Below are 17,457 nucleotides of genomic sequence, written 5' to 3'. Positions count from 1 at the left end.
ACTACCGAACCTCCTGCAAGGTCTTCACCATCGAATTCGCCACGGCGGTATGTCCGGCCCAGCCCCAGTGGATGCCGTCCGGATTCGCGTCGCCGGAGAAGATGTCCTCGCGCACCGCTTCACCGAGATCGACCAGCGGGACGGAAGTCTTGGCCGACCATGCGCGCAGCGCCTGCACGGCACGCTCCCGGCCACTGTGCACATGCCCGTAGGCGGCACAGTTGTGCACGGACGGCAGTACCGCGACGACCGGCAGATCCGGACGCAGCTGGGCCAGCGCTTCGCGCGACTGCTCCAGGTAGTCCACGCTCACCTTCGGCGGCAATGCCACGGGGCGACCGAGTTTCGACAGCTTGGGCTGCAGCCAGTTGTAGGTGGAGCGCACTCCACGACGCAGCACCGGCGGGCGCACATAGCGGATCAACTCGCGCAGCGCGGTCGGCAGCGGCGAGGGCAAAGTGTCCATGCCACCGACCGCGAAGACGACCGCACCCGCGCGCGGTACCGCGGCCCACACCCGGGGGTCGCCGATCAGCGCCCAGTACGCGTCCCGGCAGGTCCAGCCGATCCGCCCGATCAGCTCGACATCCCAATCGAGTTCGGCGCCGACCAGATTCGGCCAGATCTTCGGATGGTCCGCGGGCAAGCCGCCCTTCGGACCGAAGTAGGACAGTGAGTCCGCGATCACCAGCAGCACCGGGCGATCCGAATCATCGGTCGATGCCGGTTCGGCTACGGCGGCCGAAACCTCGTCGTCGATAACCGATTCGAGCGCGGGTACCGATTCGGGATCGTCGACCACCGAATCGACTGTGGACTCGCCACCACTTGCCGAAAACGCAGCCGTGACCTCGGGCGCGGATTCCGCTGCGGGAGCTATGGACTCGTCTTTGCGAGCAGTGCCGATCACCGACTCATCGGTCGACGCCGCGATATCCGTATCGGAAGCTGCCGCAACACCTTCCGGTGGTTCACTCGCCGGTTCCGCCGGCTCCGCGCCGGTTCCGAACTCCGTCACGTGCGCGGCGGGCTCCTCGTTACCTTCCCCGGAGTCGGCGGCGGCAACCGATTCGTCGCTGTCGGACTCGGCCGACTGCGACTCGGCCGGTTCCTCCGGCTCGACCTGCTGCACCGGGGGAGGTCCGAACAGCGCGTCCGGGATCGCCCGTTCGGGCTTCGCCGAAACCCGACGGAACAATTCATCCGGTACCTGCCGAACCGGTTCTTCAGAGGACATCCGGGGCCACCTTCGCCGCTGCATTCCACACATCCAGGCGCCAACCGGGCTGATCGATGCTCGGACCGTGACTGCTCAGCTGCACCCAGCTGGTATTGGCCAATCCCCCTAGGACAGGCCAGTTCAGCGGCGGCAGGTCGAGCAGCGCGGCCGTGAGGGCGGCGATCAGCCCGCCGTGCGCCACCAGGATGATAGTCCGGCCTGGCCAATCCTGCCGCTCGGCGAACAATTCTCGAACAACCGGTAGGGACCGTGTGCCGACCTCGAGCTTGCTCTCACCGCCGGGCGGGGTATAGGCCGCATCCAAGCGCCACGCGACCCGCGCGCCCGGATAGTCGGCGTCGACCTCCAGATGGGTCAACCCCTCCCAGTCGCCGAGGTTGGTTTCCCGTAGCCGCCGATCCTGGACCACCGGAACATCGGTGTGGTCGGCCAACGCCGAGGCGGTATCGAAGGCGCGCCGCAGATCGGAGGACACGATGGCGATCGCATTGCGCGAAACCAGTTCGCGCGCGGCCTCTTTCGCCTGACGACGACCGAGCTCGGTGAGATCGGTGTCGATTTGCCCCTGCATCCGGTCGGCTGCATTCCACTCGGTCTGCCCGTGCCGCAGCAGGATCAGCGTGCGGACGCCGGCATACTTGCTCACAGCTACGCCTCGCTTCGCTCGGCTCCGCTGCGAGCATGCTCGCAGTATTGATGGTTCACTCGCTACGCTCGCTCACGTGTTCTTCCCCCGCTTCACCACGCACCGCGACACCCTCGGACTCGGTGTGCTTGAACACATCGGTCCCGGCCGCGATCCCGTCCACCGGAACCGCCGGACAATCCTTCCAGAGCCGTTCCAGCGCATAAAAATTGCGTTCGTCATTGTGCTGGATGTGCACGACGATGTCGACGTAATCCAGCAGTGCCCACCGGCCCTCGCGGGTCCCCTCGCGCCGGACCGGCTTGTGCCCGGCCGCGCGGAGCTTCTCCTCGACATTGTCGACGATGGCATTGACCTGACGCTCGTTCGGCGCGGAGGCGATCACGAAGCAGTCGGTGATCACCAACTGCTCGGACACGTCGAGCACCACGACGTCGGTGGCCAGCTTCTCGTCCGCCGCGCGCGCGGCGACCTGCGCCATCTCCACCGACTCGACAGATGCGCTCAAATTAAATACCTTCCACTCCTACGGGCACATATAAATGCCGCTTCGATATGTACTGCACGACGCCGTCGGGCACGAGGTACCACACCGGCCGGTTCTCGGCGGCGCGGCGACGGCATTCACTCGATGAGATCGCCAACGCCGGGACCTCGATCATGGTCACCGCATCGACCGGCAGGTCGCGCAGATGCTCTTCGAGATGATCGGTGTTCAGCTCATACCCCGGTCGGCTCACCCCGACGAATTTCGCCAGTTCGAACAACTCCGCCCAATCCTGCCACGTCAAGATATTGGCGAGCGCGTCAGCTCCGGTGATGAAGTACAACTCGGCGTCGGGATGCTTGGTGCGCATCTCGCGCAGGGTGTCGACGGTGTAGGTGACCTTACCCCGGTCGATATCGGCCCGGCTGACCGAGAATCGGGGGTTGGAAGCGGTCGCGATCACGGTCATGAGATAGCGATCCTCGGCCGGGCTGACCTGCCTATCGGCCTTCTGCCACGGCTGTCCGGTCGGGACGAAGATCACTTCGTCCAGTTCGAACCGGTTCGCGACCTCGCTGGCGGCGACGAGGTGGCCGTGGTGGATGGGGTCGAAGGTGCCACCCATCACCCCCAGCTTGCGTCGACGCCGACCGTTCTCCTGCATGAGAGCCGAGCTTAACCGGTCGGTTCGGTCCGGGCCGGGGCCGGACGGTCAACTGCTGACAACCGCCCGCAGACCCGGCTTCAGCACTCCGTCGAGTTCGGACCACGGGATCGTGATGTCGATATAGCCCAGCGCGTGCGAGGCGATCTCCCCGAGGTAGACGCGCAGACCGTCGGGCATGGCCAGCCAGTCCTTGAAGTTCTCCACGGCCGGTGCGATGCGCTGCTTGTCGTAGGGGTTGGTGCCGACGCGGGACTTGGGTACCTGCACCGCCGCCTGCTCCGACAGCCGATCGAGCCCCAGCTGCAGATCGGTGAACAGATCCGGCAGCGTGAGCGCCTTACCGTCGTCGATATCGGTCACATGAGTGCGCTTGAAGGTGGTCGGATGCAGCTTGCCGCCGTCGACCTCGACCTCGACGCCGAGCACACCGCTGAGCACATGGCGGCCGATATGGGCGACCTCGCTGTTGAATCCCTTGACCGCCCGGTCCGGCGCTGCGGTCCGGAGGAACGGATCCAGCTCGGCGCGCAAGCCGTCGTTGAAGTCGGTGCGCGCATCCTCGGTTCCGCCTTCGACCTGCGGCAGGTCGAAGGAGTACCAGGGGCCCTCCAGCCGAATCGAGGTCGCGGTGAAGGCCGGTGCCGCGGTCGAATGGGCCCGGTCGGCGGACCCGCACGCCGTCAGCACGGCGAACAGGACGCCGACCAGGACAGCGGCAGCGGTCTTCCTCATTTCGCCTCCCCGAATAGCTCGCGTTCGTGCCCGAGAACGTACCACCGCGAGCTATGGCCGTTTCATCAGCTGCTGACGACCGCGCGCATCCCTGGCTTCAGCACGCCGTCCAGCGCGGACCACGGCACGGTGACATCAATATTGCCCGCGGCGTGCGACGCGATTTCACCGAGATAGATCCGCATACCCTCCGGCGTGGCGACCCAGGTCTGGAAGTGCTCGGCGACGGGGGTGAGCAGGCTCTTGCTGTAGCCGGTCGCTCGCGGATTCTGCTGCACCTGAGCCTCGGCCTGAGTCGAGAGCGTGTTCAGGCCCTGCTGCAGATCGGTGAACAGGTCGGGCAGGGTGATGGCCTTGCCGGTATCGATGTTGGTGACGTGCGCGGCGTCGAAGCTGTTCGGGTGCGCGGCGCCCTCGGAGTACATGATGACGACCAGATGCCCGCTGAGCACCCGCGAACCGATGCGGACGACCTGACTGTCACCGCCGGTGACCGAATCGCCCGGACGCGTGATGCGGTCGATCCACTCCTGCGCCCCGGCCTGCACAGCCGCGTTGAATTCGGCTCTGGCATCGGCCTTTCCACCGCTCACCTGGGGCACGTCGATCTTGTACCCGGCACCCTCGAGATGAACTGTTGTCGCGGTGAAGGTTTCGGCTCGAGGCGATCCGGCGACGGTCGTCGACGCAGCCGGTGTCGCCGTCACCGACGCGGCCGGTGTCGCCGTCACCGACGCGGCCGGTGTCGCCGTCACCGACGCGGCCGGTGTCGCCGTCACCGACGCGGCCGGTGTCGCGGTCACCGACGATCCGCCCCCGGTCGTCGGCGATTCGTCCGGCCCACAGGCCGTGAGTACTGCGGCGCTGGCCAGCGCACCGATAACAGCAGCGGTCTTCTTCATCCGGAGCTCCGAATCGAGAACGCACCGAGCCGATCTCGGTGTCCTCCCCAACAATGCCGATGCCACCTAACAGTTTTCTTATCGTCCGCAAACTCCGTCAGCACCCCCACCGGCGGCGCTGGCGTCATTCCGGTGCACACCGCGTAGGTCGGAGGCAATCGCAGACAAGCGGGGCGCTCGCCCCGTATATTAAACGGGGGGATCACCCCGGTTAGCTACCGAACAGGAGTATGTCATGTCCCGCACCCCTCGTGAGACCGTCGAACGCCTGCTGTCCTCGACTGCCCCCGGCCCGACGCCGGAGATGGCCGATGTGTATGCCGTCGACGCGGTGTTCGAACTGCCGTTTCTGCCGCCGGGGGCCGAGCATCCCGAGGTCGGCCGCGATGCGTTTCGCGCTCATCTGGTGGAAGGCGCGCGGATCCAACGCTTCGATTCCGTCGACGAGGTCCACATTCACGAGACCGCCGACCCGGAGGTCGTCATCGCCGAGTACCGGATCAACGGCACGGTGCTGGCCACCGGTAAGCGGTTCGATTTGCCGATCATCAATGTCTCCCGGGTACGTGACGGGCTGATCGTCTCGACCCGCAGCTATTCGAATCCGCTCGCCGGTGCCATCGCTTTCGACCAGGTCGAGGCGCTGCTCGGCGGGCTGGTCGGCGAGCAGTCGGCTACGTGATCAGCGGTCCTCGTCACACTGCATGTCGGCGAGTTGGGTGCGGGTGTTGAGGAGTTCGGTGGTCACCTCGGGTGATGGGGACGTTTCGGCCAGATTCTCCAGTTCCGCGAGTAGGTCGCGCATGGTTGTGAGCCAGGGGCGGTCGGATTCCATCCCGGCGCCGTAGAGCTGTAACCACGCCGCGGAGCGTAGGCATTTGGCTCGGGGGCCGACGCGGTCGAGGGTGCCCCAGAGGTGGGCGGCGCGGAGGAAGGCGACGACAGCTTGTTCGTCTTCGCCGCAGTAGTCCAGGACCGAGGCGGCCGACCAGGCGAGCTCGGCTTCGAGTTCGACCCGGTCGGGATCGTTGTGGACCAGACGGGCCGCCTCGACGAATTGCTGTGCCGCGTCACGGAATCGGCTGAGCTTGCGCAGGGATTCGCCGTATTGGCGGCGCACGATCGCCATTTCTGCGGGCGGATACGGCTGCTCGCCGGCCGCGAGTGGCTGCTCGAACAGGGCCGCTGCCTCCCCATGCCGTCCGGCCCGGTGGCAGGCACGCGCGGCGACGAAGGTGAGGTGTATCGCATCCGCGGCCGAAATCGGTTCCCACCGTGCGGCGGCGGTGAGTGCCGCATCGGCCAGTTCGTATTCTCGGCCCGGCTGTCCGGAGAGCACCATGACGAGCTGGGAACTCAGGCGGGCGAGATGTTCGGCGGGCAGCGCGGTAGCGCCGATCGAAAGTGCCTGGCGCAGATACTGTTCGGCATCATTCGGATAGTCGACGAGGCGTACTGCGGCGAGCTCGGCCAGCTGCAGTGCGTCCTCGGCTTGTTCCTCGGCGGTAGCCGTCCGCGCAGGCACCACTGCGGAAACTTTGCGCGGCAATGTGTTTCGCACACCGAGTGGCAGATGGTCGACCAGCGGTTGTTGCGCGAGCCGGGCCGTGACCCGCTCGCTGACCACCGAATTGCCATTGCGCGCGTCGTAACGTGCGGCGAGCTCGCCGATTTCGACGCTCAGCTCGGCGCATACCGAATCCACCGTGCCCGCGCCGACTTCGAGCGCACCGAGATCCCGCTCGGTCAGCCGCCGCAACAGCACGCACACTCCCGATATGAAGGCCAGCCGGATGGCGGCATCCGCGCCGGAATCGGTCAGCCACGCCGCATGCTTGGCCAGCATCTCCAGACCACGCGCCTCGTTCCCGGTCAGTGCGCAGAACTCGATGTGCTCGCCAACCGAGCGCCGCAGATCCGGAAGGTGGCGCACCAGTGGATAACCCGTCAAATGCGCACTGCGTGCTTCAGCGGTGCGCCCGGTGCGCAACATCGGCAGCAAGGCCTGCCCGAGCACCCGATGCGGCTCCTCGGCACAGCTGCGGGCACCGTCGATGACCGGACGCCAGCTCTCCAATGCGGACTCGTCGTCACCGGCCTGCGCGTAGTTCGCACCCCACTGGTTGCGTTCACAGGCGTCGCAATCGGACATGCTGTCGCGCGGGGCCGCACGCGCGGCGTCCAGCAGTTCGGCGGCCAGGTCGTGCTGACCCAGTTCCCGTGCCAAGTCGGAGCGCAATGCGAGCACCGGACGCGCACTGTACCCCCGCTGCCGGTAACGACTTTCGAGCTCATCGAGCCAGCGGTAGGTGGTCTGCAGCGGCACCGCGGGATTCTCGATCAGGCCCCAGGTCAGCCATTTCAGATACCAGTGCACCGAATGCGTCATCGGACCGAGTTCGGCCGGGAAATCGTCGTAGATCCGCAACAGCCTGCCGTAGGCGACCGGTGCCAGATCGCGTTCACCCGCATACGCATACGCCTGGGCCAGTTCCAACAGGACACTCCCCTCCAGTGCCCGGTCCGGACCCGACTTCGCCTCGGCGGCAAGCATTTCCAGTCGTTCGGTGCGGCCGCGTCCGGGTGGCAGTGAACGGCTCTGCGCCAGCGCGGATCGGATCTCGGAGGTATCCATCTCAGGCCTCCTCCGCGGTCTCGCCCGCCACACGCCGGGTCGCCCAGCTGAGGAATTCGCCGAAAGCGCGATTGAGCAGCGCGGTGTCGGCCGGTCGCAACGGCCGGTGCGTCATCAATAACGCTTGGCCGTAGAGCGATTCGACCGCGGTCCGCAGGAAGGCCGGGTCGTCGATCCGGCTCAATCGTCGGACCACCGGACTGTTGTGGTTCAACACCAGTTGGGCACGGGGTGCGCTCGCCTCCAGCGCACCGAGGATTTCGGTCCAGAGCTCATCCGCACCGACGGTGGTCTCGACCCGTGCCCGCTCATTACGCGCACCCCGACTGTCCAGATGCAGTGCAGGAACCGAAACCGGATGGAACGCACGCAGAATCACATCGCAGGACAGCGGATCCAGTGCGGTGCGCGCCGCGGCGAGCACCGGAGCCGACAACAGTTCCTCGGCGGGATCCACCAGGTCGAGGGCGGCCGTAACCGCGGCCGCGTCCAGCTCGGTCACGGTGATACCAGGCAGGATCGTCGGCAGCAGCGCGACGAGTTCCGCATCGTAGGTATAGCCGCCATTGACAACGCCGATGCCTTGCGCGGCCGCGGTGGCGGCCACCTGACGGAATTCCTCCACCGTCGCCGTCACCCGCACGGTCGGATGGTTGCGCACGAATTCGGTCAGCGGGACCCGGCCGTCGGTCGTCTCGAACAGCAAGTGCGGCACCATGATCCGCAGCATGTCCGGCGAATGCCGTGCCATCGCCTTGACACCGAGGGCGTGCACGGACAGGAATGCGGCGAGCCGCTCGGGCTGTTCGGCGGCGATTTCGGTGAGCCAGTCGCGGATTCGGTCGCCGAGGCTGTCGCGGACGATGGCGAGGCGTTCGTCTTCGTAGAGGCCCTCGCGAGAGGCGGTCGGGCGCAGGCTGTCGGTATCGATGACACAGCGCACGAAGAAGGCCCAGTCCGGCAGCAATCCGCGCACCGCGTCACCGAGCAGCATGCCCTTGAGATACACCCGGTGCGCACTGCTTTCCGCGGGATTGCCCGGCTGTGACAGCACGAAAGCAACCCCGCTGACCCCCGCCAATTCGGCATCGAGATCGATCACATCCAGCGGAGTGAATCCGAGGACGCGCGCGCCGTACTCGAACAGCGCCGCACGCCGCTGGGCTGGGGATGCATGGGCGCGCCGCCACACCGGCGGACCGTCGGTCGCGCGCAGTCCGGCACCATTCGCCTCGACCGTCACCTCATAGGGCAGCAGCGAACCATAATCGCGGACCAAATCCAGCACCCGCCCGGGCGTGAACCACGCCTGCGCACCGGCTCGCGGCGTGAGATGTACCGTGGTGCCCGGCTCTTGCTGCGCTGCCGGATCGAGCAAACGCAGCGAGTAGGTGCCGTCGGCGGCGGCCAGCCATTCGACGGGCAGGGCGGCCGGGTCGATGGCCGAGCGGGTCACCACTCGGATCGTCTCGGCCACGGTGAAGCACGCCAGCAGCCCGATGCCGAATTGCCCGAGGAACTCTCGGCGCGCACCCTCGATATCGTCGCGCTTGGACGAATTTCCGATGGTGGCGAGGAAGCGGTGCACATCCGCCTCGGTGAGGCCGATGCCGTGATCGGTTATCCGCAGCCCGGATTCGTCGACGACCAGCCGAATCGCGGTGGGCGCCAAGGCATCGCGCTGCCTGCGCGCGGTGACGGCATCGACCGCGTTCTGCAGCAGTTCACGGATGTAGACCCGGGGACTCGAATACAAGTGATGCGAGAGCAGATCGACGATTCCGCGCAGATCGACCTGGAACGAATAATCCCCACTACCGCTGCGGCCAGACCTACCCGGCGCGTTGTTCACCATGGACCGAATCCTGGTGCGCAGCGCCAATAGTTCCCTTAACGAATGCTGATGGTGTTAACGGAGACCGATAATGAGTTCGGTCACAATAGCGTCACACCGGTAGCAGCCGGGACACCACCGCGGTCAGTTGTTTGGCCGAGCGGCACTCGTGCATATCGATCACTTCGCGATACCTGTCGGCGGCGGAATCGCCGGTGCCCCAGTTGCTTTCCTTCTCCGGATTGAGCCAATGCGCGTGCTTGGCGGTGCGTACCAGCTCGCGCAGCGTATTCAGGTCCGGATCACGGTAATTGGTGCGGGCATCACCGAGGATCAGCAGTGAGCTGCGGGAGGTGACCGCATCGGGCCACTGCTCGACGAAGGTCGACAGCGCATGGCCGTAGTCGGAGTGCCCGTCCAGGCCGACCACCCTGCCCTCGGTGAAGATGCGGGCCATGGACTGGTCCAGTTGGGTGTGCGGATCGAAGAATCGGGTCACCTCATCGGTCCGGTCCACGAAGGCGAATATCCGCACCCGGGAGAACTGTTCGCGCAGCGAATTGACCAGCAGGAGCGTGAAGTTGCTGAATCCGGCCACCGAGCCGGACACATCGCAGAGCAGCACCAGTTCGGGGCGACCCGGTCGCGGTTTGCGATTCACCAGGTCGATGGGGACGCCGCCGGTCGACATGGATTTGCGCAGCGTCTTGCGTAAATCAATCTCACCGCGACGAGAATGCCTGCGCCGCACGGCAAGTCGGGACGCCAGGATTCGGGCCAGTCGCTGGGTGCCGCGCCGCATCTCCGCCAGCTCGGTTTCGGAGGCACGCAGGAAATCGACATCCTCGACTTGACGAGCGACGGCATAGCTCGCGACGCGATCCCTGCCGATATTCTCGGCCACCCGCCGATGCGTTTCCGCCTCCACGATGGCGCGGAATCCGGCGATGCGCTGCCTGCCGATGCGGCGGGCGATCTCGGTATCGAATTCGCTGGTATCCGGTCCGGCGGCCAAACCCTGCAGAATCCTGGCCAGCAGTGTTTCCGGCTGGACCTCGCGCAGCGTGCGGTACGCGGAGAAGGAGGGACCACGCGAGGATTCGTACTGCCCGAGTTGTTCGACCAGCTGCGCGGCGATCATTTGCTGCTGCTGCGTTGAATCCTCCCTGGTCAGCAGGGCCGCGAGCAGTCCGCGCAGCGCGGGAATATCGATCTCGCCGGACGGTGTGCGCGGAAGTTCGAGATCATCCGCAGTGCTGCCGCGCGCACCGAGGGCGGCCGGGAACCACAGGTCGAACAGGCCGTCGAAGGTGCTGCGATGAGTGGTGCGGCGCAGTAGCGAACAGGCCAGACCTTCGCGCACGACCTCACGGTCCATCAGATCCAGCACCGACACCACACGGCCCGCGTCCACCGTTTCCGACGGACCAACCGGGATGCCGCGCGCCCGCAAAGCCTCGACGAAACCGACGAGATGTCCCGAAATCCCGTGCGGCGCATCGAGTGTGGGCTGCGATCCGGCCGCCATGGCTCAGGCCAGCTTCAGCTCGGCCAGCGCGCGCTGGTGGTCGGCCTGGTGTTTGAGCACGACACCGAGGGTGGCGCGCACGGTGGTGTCGTCGAGATCCTGCAGGCCGAGCGCGAGCAGGGTACGTCCCCAGTCGATCGACTCCGCGACGCTCGGCAGCTTCTTCAGCTGCATCCCACGCAGCACGTGCACGATCCGGACCAGCTGCGCGGCGACCGAGGCGGACAGTTCCGGCACCCGGCTGGCCAGGATGCGGCGCTCGAGTTCCTCATCCGGGAAGTCCAGGTGCAGATAGAGGCAGCGGCGTTTGAGCGCTTCGGACAGTTCGCGCGTCGCATTGGAGGTCAGCACCACGAACGGCTTGCGGCTCGCGGTAATCGTGCCGAGTTCCGGGACGGTGACCGCGAAATCGCTGAGCACCTCGAGCAGCAGACCCTCGATCTCGACATCGGCCTTATCGGTTTCGTCGATGAGCAGCACGGTCGGATCGGCGCGGCGGATCGCGGTCAGCAGCGGGCGCGACAGCAGGAATTCCTCGGTGAAGACGTCGGCCTTGGTCTCTTCCCAATCATTCTCGCTGGACGCCTGGATCCGCAGAATCTGCTTGGCGTGATTCCACTCGTACAGTGCGCGGGCCTCGTCGACACCCTCGTAGCACTGCAAACGCACCAGCTCCGCATCCGCGGTCTGCGCGACCGCCCTTGCCAGTTCGGTCTTGCCGACACCGGCCGGCCCCTCGATCAGCAGCGGCTTGCCGAGCCGATCGGCCAGGAATACCGAGGTCGCCGTCGCCTTATCGGCCAGGTACCCGGTCGTGGCCAGCCGTTCGATCACATCGTCGACCGAGGTGAAGATCGGCTCCTGCACTGCGCTTTCGGTACCCACGTAGCGTCCTTCCATTCAATCCCGCCCCTAAAGCTACGGGAGTACCCGAAGCAAGCGCTCGGCGGTTCTTACGCCGAACGAAATCTAGACCGGGCGGATCTGGCCGTCGCCCCAGACGATCCATTTGGTCGAGGTCAGTTCCGGCAGTGCCATCGGGCCGCGGGCGTGCAACTTCTGGGTGGAGATGCCGATCTCCGCGCCGAAGCCGAACTGCTCACCATCGGTGAAGGCGGTGGAGGCGTTCACCATGACAGCGGCGGCATCGACGCGGTTGGTGAATTCGCGGGCCGCGGCCAGTTCAGCGGTGACGATGGCCTCGGTGTGGCCGGTGCCCCAGGTGTTGATGTGCTCGACAGCCGCGTCGAGATCCTTGACGATCTTGAGCGCGATATCGAGGGTGAGGTACTCCTCGCCCCAGTCCTGATCGTTGGCGGGCACCAGTCCGGGCAGATCGCCGTGCACGGTGACGCCGTGTCGTTCCAGCGCCTCGATCAGCCGGGGCACGGCGGTGGTGGCGATCGCATCGTCGATGAGCACCGTCTCGGCGGCATTGCACACGCTGGGACGGCGGGTCTTGGCATTGATCAAGATCTGCTCGGCCATCTCCAGATCGGCGGCTTCGTGCACGTAGACGTGGCAGTTGCCGGTGCCGGTCTCGATGGTGGGCACCTTGGCGTCGCGGACCACGGCATTGATCAGACCCGCGCCGCCACGCGGGATGACCACGTCGACCAGGCCGCGGGCCTGGATCAGATGGGTCACGCTGGAGCGGTCGTGGCTGGGCAGCAGCTGTACCGCATCAGCCGGAATGTCCAGTGCGACAAGGGCTTCACGCAGCACCGTGACCAATGCGGCATTGGAGTGCGCGGCCGAGGAGGAACCGCGCAGCAGCGCCGCATTGCCGGATTTGAGCGCGAGCCCGAATGCGTCGACGGTGACATTCGGCCGGGCCTCGTAGACCATGCCCACCACGCCGAGCGGCACCCGAACCTGACGGATCTCCAGCCCGTTCGGCAACGTCGACCCGCGCACGACCACACCGACCGGATCCGGCAGCCCGGCCACCTGACGCAACCCGGAGGCGATGCCGTCGATGCGCGCCTTGGTCAGCCGCAGCCGGTCCAGCAGGGACTCCTCGGTCCCGGCCGCCTGCGCGATCGCGATGTCCTCGGCGTTGGCAGCGAGCACGGTATCGGCCGCCGCGAGCAACGCATCGGCCGCCGCATGCAGCGCCTCGTCCTTCTGCGCCGTGGTCAGCTGTGCGAGCACCCGCGAAGCTACCCGAGCCTTGCGCGCGGCATCGTGCACCGTCTCGCGGATATCCTGCTCGGTCGTGGTTCCAGCCGTCATGGGTAACAGCCTACTGACCGGTGCGAAAGCGGTTCCAGCCACGGCGCGGACCGGCGGCCCCTCAATACTTGCCGCATGGAACTCCTGCTGCTCTTGATCGTGGCACTGGTGGTCGTCGGAGTGGGCCTCGGGCTCGTCCTGCTCATCGCAGTCCGGATCTCGCAGACCGAGCCATCCCGCGCAATCGATGACACCGGGGTGGTATCCGGATCCGGCGAATCCCGGCGTAGTGCGCTGGTTCGACGGACAGCAGTGGACGCCGCATGCGCAGCCGCGGACGCACTGACACTGCCCCCAACGCGTCTTCCTGGATCCACGCCGCATGCTGAACCGGCACGTCGGCCTCGGTTCGGTCTGAGTTCTCAGCCCTGACAAGCCGATATCTTGCGTATCGGACCGCCCAGCGCCTGGTCCCGATACGTATATGAAGGAGACCTCCGAGTGAACAAGGCTGCAAGGTGGCTCACCGATCAGTGGAGGATCTGGATCACGGTGCTGGTCGTGGCTGTGGTGGCGGGCATCACCGCGGTCGTGTGGGTGAACCGTTCGCCTGTGCAGCCGCAGGAGATATCCGCGACTGGCGGCCGGTTCCGGATTTCGCCCCGACTCGACTCCGCTCCGGCGCCGCGGTGGACATTGCGCGCTGCCGACTTGTCCGAGGAGCCCGGTGCGGTTTTGCTGGCCGCGCCGCAGACGCTGCATCGCTATTACGGCTATGGCGGACCGATGGACGCCGGGCCGATGATCGTCGCGGCAACCGCGGTGCCCGGTGGGCTTGGGCCGGGCGAAAATGTTGGACTGACCGTCGGACCGGTGCGTATGCACGGCATCGATCCGGATACCGGCCAGGTGCGATGGACGACCGATGTCGGCGAACTCCTCGGCTGCCGTGAGCAGGTATTCGACGGAAAGATCGCCTGCCACGGCACGAATCGGGTGTTGATCATCGAAGCCGCCACGGGCGCGGTACTCGCAGACCATGCGACGGACTTCGAGGTCATGGACGCGGGGGTGCGCGACGGCGTGGTTTCGGTAGTCGGCCGAACCGCGGACTGGATGACCGCCGTCGTCACGCGAGGGACCGTTTCCGCTATCGACGCCACCTGGCGGCGGACGTATCCGACGCCCGTTCCCGGCGACCCTGTCAGACCCAGGATCGCGCAGGACTACTTCCAGGACGGGCACGACCAGGACGTTCGCGTCTACGATCTGCGCACCGGCGAGTTGCTGTTCACCGGCCCCGTTGGCCATACGTTCGACGGCGGCATTGTCGCTTCGCAGGTGATCGGCCGCGACCGGGGCCCGGGACGGGTCACGCTTCTCGATCGCATTGGCCACCCGATCACCGAGGTCAGCAACGCGAGCTTCCTGCTCGAGTGGTACCCGACCGCGACCGCGACGCCGCCGCCGATCCTCACCGGCGAAAGTGCCTACGAGCGAACGACAGGCCGAGTCCTCTGGACCAATGCGCAGATCGGCATCGACGAGCACACCGGACGTATGCCTGCCGTAGAAGGAATAGTGGATAGCACTGTGATCGTTCGATCGCTCGATGGATCAGAGCTGGTAGGCCTCGATCTCACGGACGGACACCGAATCTGGCGGCAGCCGACGCCGTTCACGAACACCTCACGCTACGACGGAATAACCGACGCAAGCCATCTCATCCTGACCGACGGCATCACGGTGCACGCGATCGACGCCGGAGACGGTTCGAGCGCTTGGTCGATGCCGCTACCGCCCAGTGGTAGACCCAACTTTCGCACGGCGGTGAAGGCAATGGGTGGCCGCATGGTCACCGTGACCGCGCATGAATTCACCGGATACGCTGCGGCATAAGATCTTCGACATTCAGCCGCAGCCTCACCGGTGCATTCAGTTGGCGATCGCAAAGGCCCGAACAGCCGGGCCAGCAGCTGGTTCCGTATCCAGACAGCTTCTGCCCGTATCGCTGCTCGGGCGATGGGTTCCGTCGAACATAGCCGAATGGTGGTCGCCCACGCCGAATTCGACCGCCATATCACTACGCTCGGCGAGCTGCCGGAGGCGGATAGCGCAGCAAGCAATCTGGACTCGGCACTAGTTCCGACCTATGCCCGTGCGGGCCATTCACGTGATCGATGCCGGTCAGTCAGATCGTGCGCCGTTGCTCCCGGGGCCGAGGGATTCAACCCAATATTCGTGCCGTACCGCGTCCCACAACCGCGCAAGTTCCGGGAACCGCTCACGGACCTGCACCAGATCCGGCGCGGCGACGACGCTCGGCATCGAGATCAGCGTTTCCGATTCGGATAGATTGCGCACCAACATCATTCGAATGCAGCAATTGTCGATCCGCCAGATCGCCTGCCAGCCGTCCACCTCGGTGCGATGCTCGCTCATCCCGGACCGACTACCCGTGGTCACCGCCGTCCGCGCCCGGCAGCGTTAGTTCGGTGAGTTTGTCCAGCACCTCACGCAGGGTTCGCAACGTCGGCCCACCGCCCGCGTGCACCTGGCTGCCGATCGGTGGGAACTCGAGCCCGCGAGCGGCAGCACGCTCACGCGGCGTCAACGACTGTGGCGCAAGGCGACCCGCATCAACCAGCGTGTAATACGCCGCCGCCTTCCACACGCACCGCCCGATGCGACAGGCGCGGTGCGCGCGCATCTGCTCGTGCGCCAACTCGATATCGGCATACCCGCAAACACTCGGCGGTGCCAGGATCGTGTCCTCCCCCATCACGCCGCTCCCGTCTCAACGGTCGGGTGTGCGACTCTGGCCCATGTCGTTGCGGGACACACGGTTTCGAGATCGAAGTCCTCACACACGCGCGCCGGTTGATCATCGACCTGCGCCAGGTCGTAGACCACGATCGCGGCCACACCGAGCCCGGACGCGATGCCGAGCGCGTAACCGATCGGATCGGGAGTGTCCTGCGGCGGCCGTATCGTGTACACGTACTGATAGCCGAGTAACCCGGCGTGTTGCATCACTGCGCTCGCGTGCCGGGGTGCAGCGAGTCCGGACACGTCACCGCGCACGAATCCGACCGCCTTGGGCGTGTCGAATCGCCCGGTATCTACTTCTGCCACTTGATTGTTCATCATCGCTCCGCCCCTTCGGTCGATGGATTACGGTGGGTGGCGGCCGAGCAGGTCTCGCGCCTCATCAGTTCTCATCTCGAACGCCGTGCACAGCACAGCATCAGCAACTGCTCGCGGCCAGCAGAAACGAGAACTCGATTGCGATTGCTCCGAAGCGCCAGAACGGGACTCGGTTCCGTGGTGAAAACAGGCTCAGTTTCCGATCCGATGTGACTCGATTCCAGGAGACCCCCGTGACCAGCACCGAAGAGGATGGCCCATCGTCGACCCTGCCGCGCCGCCAGCTCGGACGGTTCCTTCGCGATCGCCGCGAAGCAACCGGATTCACGATCGCCGAAGCCGCCCAATTGGTCGACCTATCGAGAGCCGTGCTGCAGCGCATCGAGACCGGACAGATTCAGAAGGTCCAGAGGCAGGATGTGCAGGCACTGTGTGAGGTGTACGACGTTGGACGCGAAGACACCCGTGCCGCAGTCGATCTCGCGACCCAAGCCAGGTTCAAGAATTGGTACCACGTATACGGCGGCCTTTTCAGCACCGCGTTCAGCATGTATGTCGGGCTCGAAGCCGCAGCACGCCGACTCACCACCTACCACGAGCAACATGTCCCCGGCCTGCTCCAGACGGCCGAGTACGCCCGCGCAATCATCGGCGCGTTCCCCAAGTTCACCAGTCCCGAGGACGTCGACCGGCGCGTGGAGCACCGGATGAAGCGACAAGCTCTCATCAAGCGCAAGACGAACCCGATCCAGTTGGAGGTGATCCTGCACGAGTCGGTGCTTCACCGAGTGATCGGCACCCCGAGAATCATGGCCGCGCAATTGAAGCATCTCGCCGAAATGTCCAAGCGACCCAACATCACGCTGCGGATACATCCCTTCAGTGCAGGCTTGACCTGGGGGACGCCCTACAGTTCGTTCATCATCCTGGAGTTCGAGCGCACCACCAAGGGGGAACCAGTCGAGCCTCCAGTGGTATTTATCGACGGCGGCGCAGCGCAGGACGTCTATCTCGAGAAGCCAGCCGACGTACGGTTCTATAGTGAGCTTGCTACGGCCATCCAGGATGCATGTCTGGATGAGGTGGAAAGCAGAAACCTGTTGCGGCAGGTAGCGAAGGAGCACGAGCGTCGTGAGCGTTGACCTATCCGGGGTGAACTGGTTCAAGAGCAGCTACAGCGAAGGCAGCGCCCAATGCGTCGAAGTGGCATGGCTCGACGGAAGCAGCGTCGGCGTCCGAGACTCGAAGAATCCAACCGGCCCAGCACTGGTATTCACTCCCGGCGAATGGGATGCCTTCGCAGCAGGCGTACAAGACGGTGAGTTCACCTACCCCACCGCGTAACAACTCCCCTACCCGACCACAGCCAACGGCCTCAGTCCCACACGTAATGGACTGAGGCCGTTAGGTTTTCAGCCAGCGAATCCAGATCGACCACTGAGCAGCGGCGAGAGACGTTCGATC

At 65.6% G+C, this 17,457-nt stretch carries 20 protein-coding genes; 6 read left to right on the top strand and 14 right to left on the bottom strand.

Annotated elements, in window-relative coordinates:
- Nucleotide 1: 1 nt before the first annotated feature.
- From octT to OIE68_RS41210, 6 genes are all read right to left on the bottom strand, one after another.
- A complete protein-coding gene (gene octT / locus OIE68_RS41235) occupies nt 2-760 on the bottom strand; it encodes a diglucosylglycerate octanoyltransferase (RefSeq protein ID WP_327102002.1) in 759 nt (252 codons plus the stop codon).
- A gap of 466 nt (nt 761-1,226) precedes the next feature.
- Nucleotides 1,227-1,886, bottom strand: coding sequence for a histidine phosphatase family protein (locus OIE68_RS41230; protein ID WP_327096296.1), 660 nt, complete (start codon nt 1,884-1,886; stop codon nt 1,227-1,229).
- A gap of 55 nt (nt 1,887-1,941) precedes the next feature.
- On the bottom strand, nt 1,942-2,394 hold the full coding sequence (gene rsfS, locus OIE68_RS41225) for a ribosome silencing factor (protein WP_327096295.1): 453 nt from the start codon (nt 2,392-2,394) through the stop codon (nt 1,942-1,944).
- A gap of 1 nt (nt 2,395) precedes the next feature.
- On the bottom strand, nt 2,396-3,037 hold the full coding sequence (gene nadD, locus OIE68_RS41220) for a nicotinate-nucleotide adenylyltransferase (RefSeq protein ID WP_327096294.1): 642 nt from the start codon (nt 3,035-3,037) through the stop codon (nt 2,396-2,398).
- Between the two features lie 48 nt (nt 3,038-3,085).
- Nucleotides 3,086-3,772, bottom strand: coding sequence for an RsiV family protein (locus OIE68_RS41215; protein ID WP_327096293.1), 687 nt, complete (start codon nt 3,770-3,772; stop codon nt 3,086-3,088).
- A 65-nt stretch (nt 3,773-3,837) separates the two neighbouring features.
- Nucleotides 3,838-4,365 carry an RsiV family protein gene (locus OIE68_RS41210; RefSeq protein ID WP_327096292.1) on the bottom strand — a complete coding sequence of 176 codons (528 nt, stop codon included), beginning with the start codon at nt 4,363-4,365 and terminating at the stop codon, nt 3,838-3,840.
- Nucleotides 4,366-4,417: 52 nt separating this feature from the next.
- Here OIE68_RS41210 and OIE68_RS41205 point away from each other — a divergent pair, with 52 nt between their 5' ends.
- Both OIE68_RS41205 and OIE68_RS41200 read left to right on the top strand, forming a co-directional pair.
- Nucleotides 4,418-4,744 carry a hypothetical protein gene (locus tag OIE68_RS41205; RefSeq protein WP_327096291.1) on the top strand — a complete coding sequence of 109 codons (327 nt, stop codon included), beginning with the start codon at nt 4,418-4,420 and terminating at the stop codon, nt 4,742-4,744.
- A 165-nt stretch (nt 4,745-4,909) separates the two neighbouring features.
- Nucleotides 4,910-5,356, top strand: coding sequence for a nuclear transport factor 2 family protein (locus tag OIE68_RS41200; RefSeq protein ID WP_327096290.1), 447 nt, complete (start codon nt 4,910-4,912; stop codon nt 5,354-5,356).
- Here the strand turns inward: OIE68_RS41200 and OIE68_RS41195 are convergent, their stop codons facing one another.
- The 5 genes from OIE68_RS41195 to OIE68_RS41175 form a co-directional block, all read right to left on the bottom strand.
- Nucleotides 5,357-7,309: a hypothetical protein gene (locus OIE68_RS41195; RefSeq protein WP_327096289.1), complete on the bottom strand. Its 1,953-nt coding sequence runs from the start codon at nt 7,307-7,309 to the stop codon at nt 5,357-5,359.
- Nucleotide 7,310: 1 nt separating this feature from the next.
- Complete coding sequence (locus OIE68_RS41190) at nt 7,311-9,164, bottom strand: HSP90 family protein (RefSeq protein ID WP_327096288.1); 1,854 nt, start codon at nt 9,162-9,164, stop codon at nt 7,311-7,313.
- Nucleotides 9,165-9,255: 91 nt separating this feature from the next.
- Entirely contained in the window at nt 9,256-10,671 is a 1,416-nt protein-coding gene (locus OIE68_RS41185; RefSeq protein ID WP_327096287.1) for a vWA domain-containing protein, read from the bottom strand.
- A 3-nt stretch (nt 10,672-10,674) separates the two neighbouring features.
- On the bottom strand, nt 10,675-11,571 hold the full coding sequence (locus tag OIE68_RS41180; RefSeq protein ID WP_051181768.1) for an AAA family ATPase: 897 nt from the start codon (nt 11,569-11,571) through the stop codon (nt 10,675-10,677).
- 69 nt (nt 11,572-11,640) lie between these two features.
- Nucleotides 11,641-12,906 (bottom strand): glutamate-5-semialdehyde dehydrogenase, encoded by a 1,266-nt coding sequence (locus tag OIE68_RS41175; protein ID WP_327096286.1) that lies wholly within the window; start codon nt 12,904-12,906, stop codon nt 11,641-11,643.
- Nucleotides 12,907-13,093: 187 nt separating this feature from the next.
- Between OIE68_RS41175 and OIE68_RS47320 the strand changes: the two genes are divergently transcribed.
- Together OIE68_RS47320 and OIE68_RS41170 are read left to right on the top strand one after the other, a co-directional pair.
- Nucleotides 13,094-13,192, top strand: a complete 99-nt coding sequence (locus tag OIE68_RS47320; RefSeq protein ID WP_419150639.1) for a DUF2510 domain-containing protein — start codon at nt 13,094-13,096, stop codon at nt 13,190-13,192.
- Between the two features lie 155 nt (nt 13,193-13,347).
- Nucleotides 13,348-14,745, top strand: coding sequence for a PQQ-binding-like beta-propeller repeat protein (locus tag OIE68_RS41170; protein WP_327096285.1), 1,398 nt, complete (start codon nt 13,348-13,350; stop codon nt 14,743-14,745).
- 288 nt (nt 14,746-15,033) lie between these two features.
- Here OIE68_RS41170 and OIE68_RS41165 read toward each other — a convergent pair whose 3' ends face one another.
- The 3 genes from OIE68_RS41165 to OIE68_RS41155 are packed head-to-tail and all read right to left on the bottom strand — an operon-like array spanning nt 15,034 to nt 15,996.
- Nucleotides 15,034-15,288, bottom strand: a complete 255-nt coding sequence (locus OIE68_RS41165) for a hypothetical protein (RefSeq protein WP_327096284.1) — start codon at nt 15,286-15,288, stop codon at nt 15,034-15,036.
- A 10-nt stretch (nt 15,289-15,298) separates the two neighbouring features.
- A complete protein-coding gene (locus OIE68_RS41160) occupies nt 15,299-15,628 on the bottom strand; it encodes a hypothetical protein (RefSeq protein ID WP_327096283.1) in 330 nt (109 codons plus the stop codon).
- Entirely contained in the window at nt 15,628-15,996 is a 369-nt protein-coding gene (locus tag OIE68_RS41155; RefSeq protein ID WP_327096282.1) for a hypothetical protein, read from the bottom strand. Before OIE68_RS41155 ends, OIE68_RS41160 begins: the two co-directional genes overlap by 1 nt.
- A gap of 29 nt (nt 15,997-16,025) precedes the next feature.
- Between OIE68_RS41155 and OIE68_RS41150 the strand changes: the two genes are divergently transcribed.
- Both OIE68_RS41150 and OIE68_RS41145 read left to right on the top strand, forming a co-directional pair.
- Entirely contained in the window at nt 16,026-17,135 is a 1,110-nt protein-coding gene (locus OIE68_RS41150; protein WP_327096281.1) for a helix-turn-helix transcriptional regulator, read from the top strand.
- A complete protein-coding gene (locus OIE68_RS41145; protein WP_327096280.1) occupies nt 17,125-17,337 on the top strand; it encodes a DUF397 domain-containing protein in 213 nt (70 codons plus the stop codon). Before OIE68_RS41150 ends, OIE68_RS41145 begins: the two co-directional genes overlap by 11 nt.
- The last annotated feature ends 120 nt before the right edge of the window (nt 17,338-17,457 follow it).

The sequence above is a fragment of the Nocardia vinacea genome, assembly GCF_035920345.1.
Lineage (GTDB): Bacteria > Actinomycetota > Actinomycetes > Mycobacteriales > Mycobacteriaceae > Nocardia > Nocardia vinacea_A.
The sequence above is the reverse complement of the archived record's forward strand: the minus strand, read 5'-3'. Positions and strand labels throughout refer to the sequence as shown.

What these genes read in the sequence shown, in the direction of transcription:
- OIE68_RS41190 (WP_327096288.1), bottom strand. Translation starts at nt 9,164, where the DNA reads ATGGTGAACAACGCGCCGGGTAGGTCTGGCCGCAGCGGTAGTGGGGAT.
- OIE68_RS41175 (WP_327096286.1), bottom strand. Translation starts at nt 12,906, where the DNA reads ATGACGGCTGGAACCACGACCGAGCAGGATATCCGCGAGACGGTGCAC.
- OIE68_RS41160 (WP_327096283.1), bottom strand. Translation starts at nt 15,628, where the DNA reads ATGGGGGAGGACACGATCCTGGCACCGCCGAGTGTTTGCGGGTATGCC.
- OIE68_RS41195 (WP_327096289.1), bottom strand. Translation starts at nt 7,309, where the DNA reads ATGGATACCTCCGAGATCCGATCCGCGCTGGCGCAGAGCCGTTCACTG.
- OIE68_RS41185 (WP_327096287.1), bottom strand. Translation starts at nt 10,671, where the DNA reads ATGGCGGCCGGATCGCAGCCCACACTCGATGCGCCGCACGGGATTTCG.
- OIE68_RS41200 (WP_327096290.1), top strand. Translation starts at nt 4,910, where the DNA reads ATGTCCCGCACCCCTCGTGAGACCGTCGAACGCCTGCTGTCCTCGACT.
- OIE68_RS41215 (WP_327096293.1), bottom strand. Translation starts at nt 3,772, where the DNA reads ATGAGGAAGACCGCTGCCGCTGTCCTGGTCGGCGTCCTGTTCGCCGTG.
- OIE68_RS47320 (WP_419150639.1), top strand. Translation starts at nt 13,094, where the DNA reads ATGACACCGGGGTGGTATCCGGATCCGGCGAATCCCGGCGTAGTGCGC.
- OIE68_RS41180 (WP_051181768.1), bottom strand. Translation starts at nt 11,571, where the DNA reads ATGGAAGGACGCTACGTGGGTACCGAAAGCGCAGTGCAGGAGCCGATC.
- OIE68_RS41155 (WP_327096282.1), bottom strand. Translation starts at nt 15,996, where the DNA reads ATGATGAACAATCAAGTGGCAGAAGTAGATACCGGGCGATTCGACACG.
- OIE68_RS41165 (WP_327096284.1), bottom strand. Translation starts at nt 15,288, where the DNA reads ATGAGCGAGCATCGCACCGAGGTGGACGGCTGGCAGGCGATCTGGCGG.
- nadD (WP_327096294.1), bottom strand. Translation starts at nt 3,037, where the DNA reads ATGCAGGAGAACGGTCGGCGTCGACGCAAGCTGGGGGTGATGGGTGGC.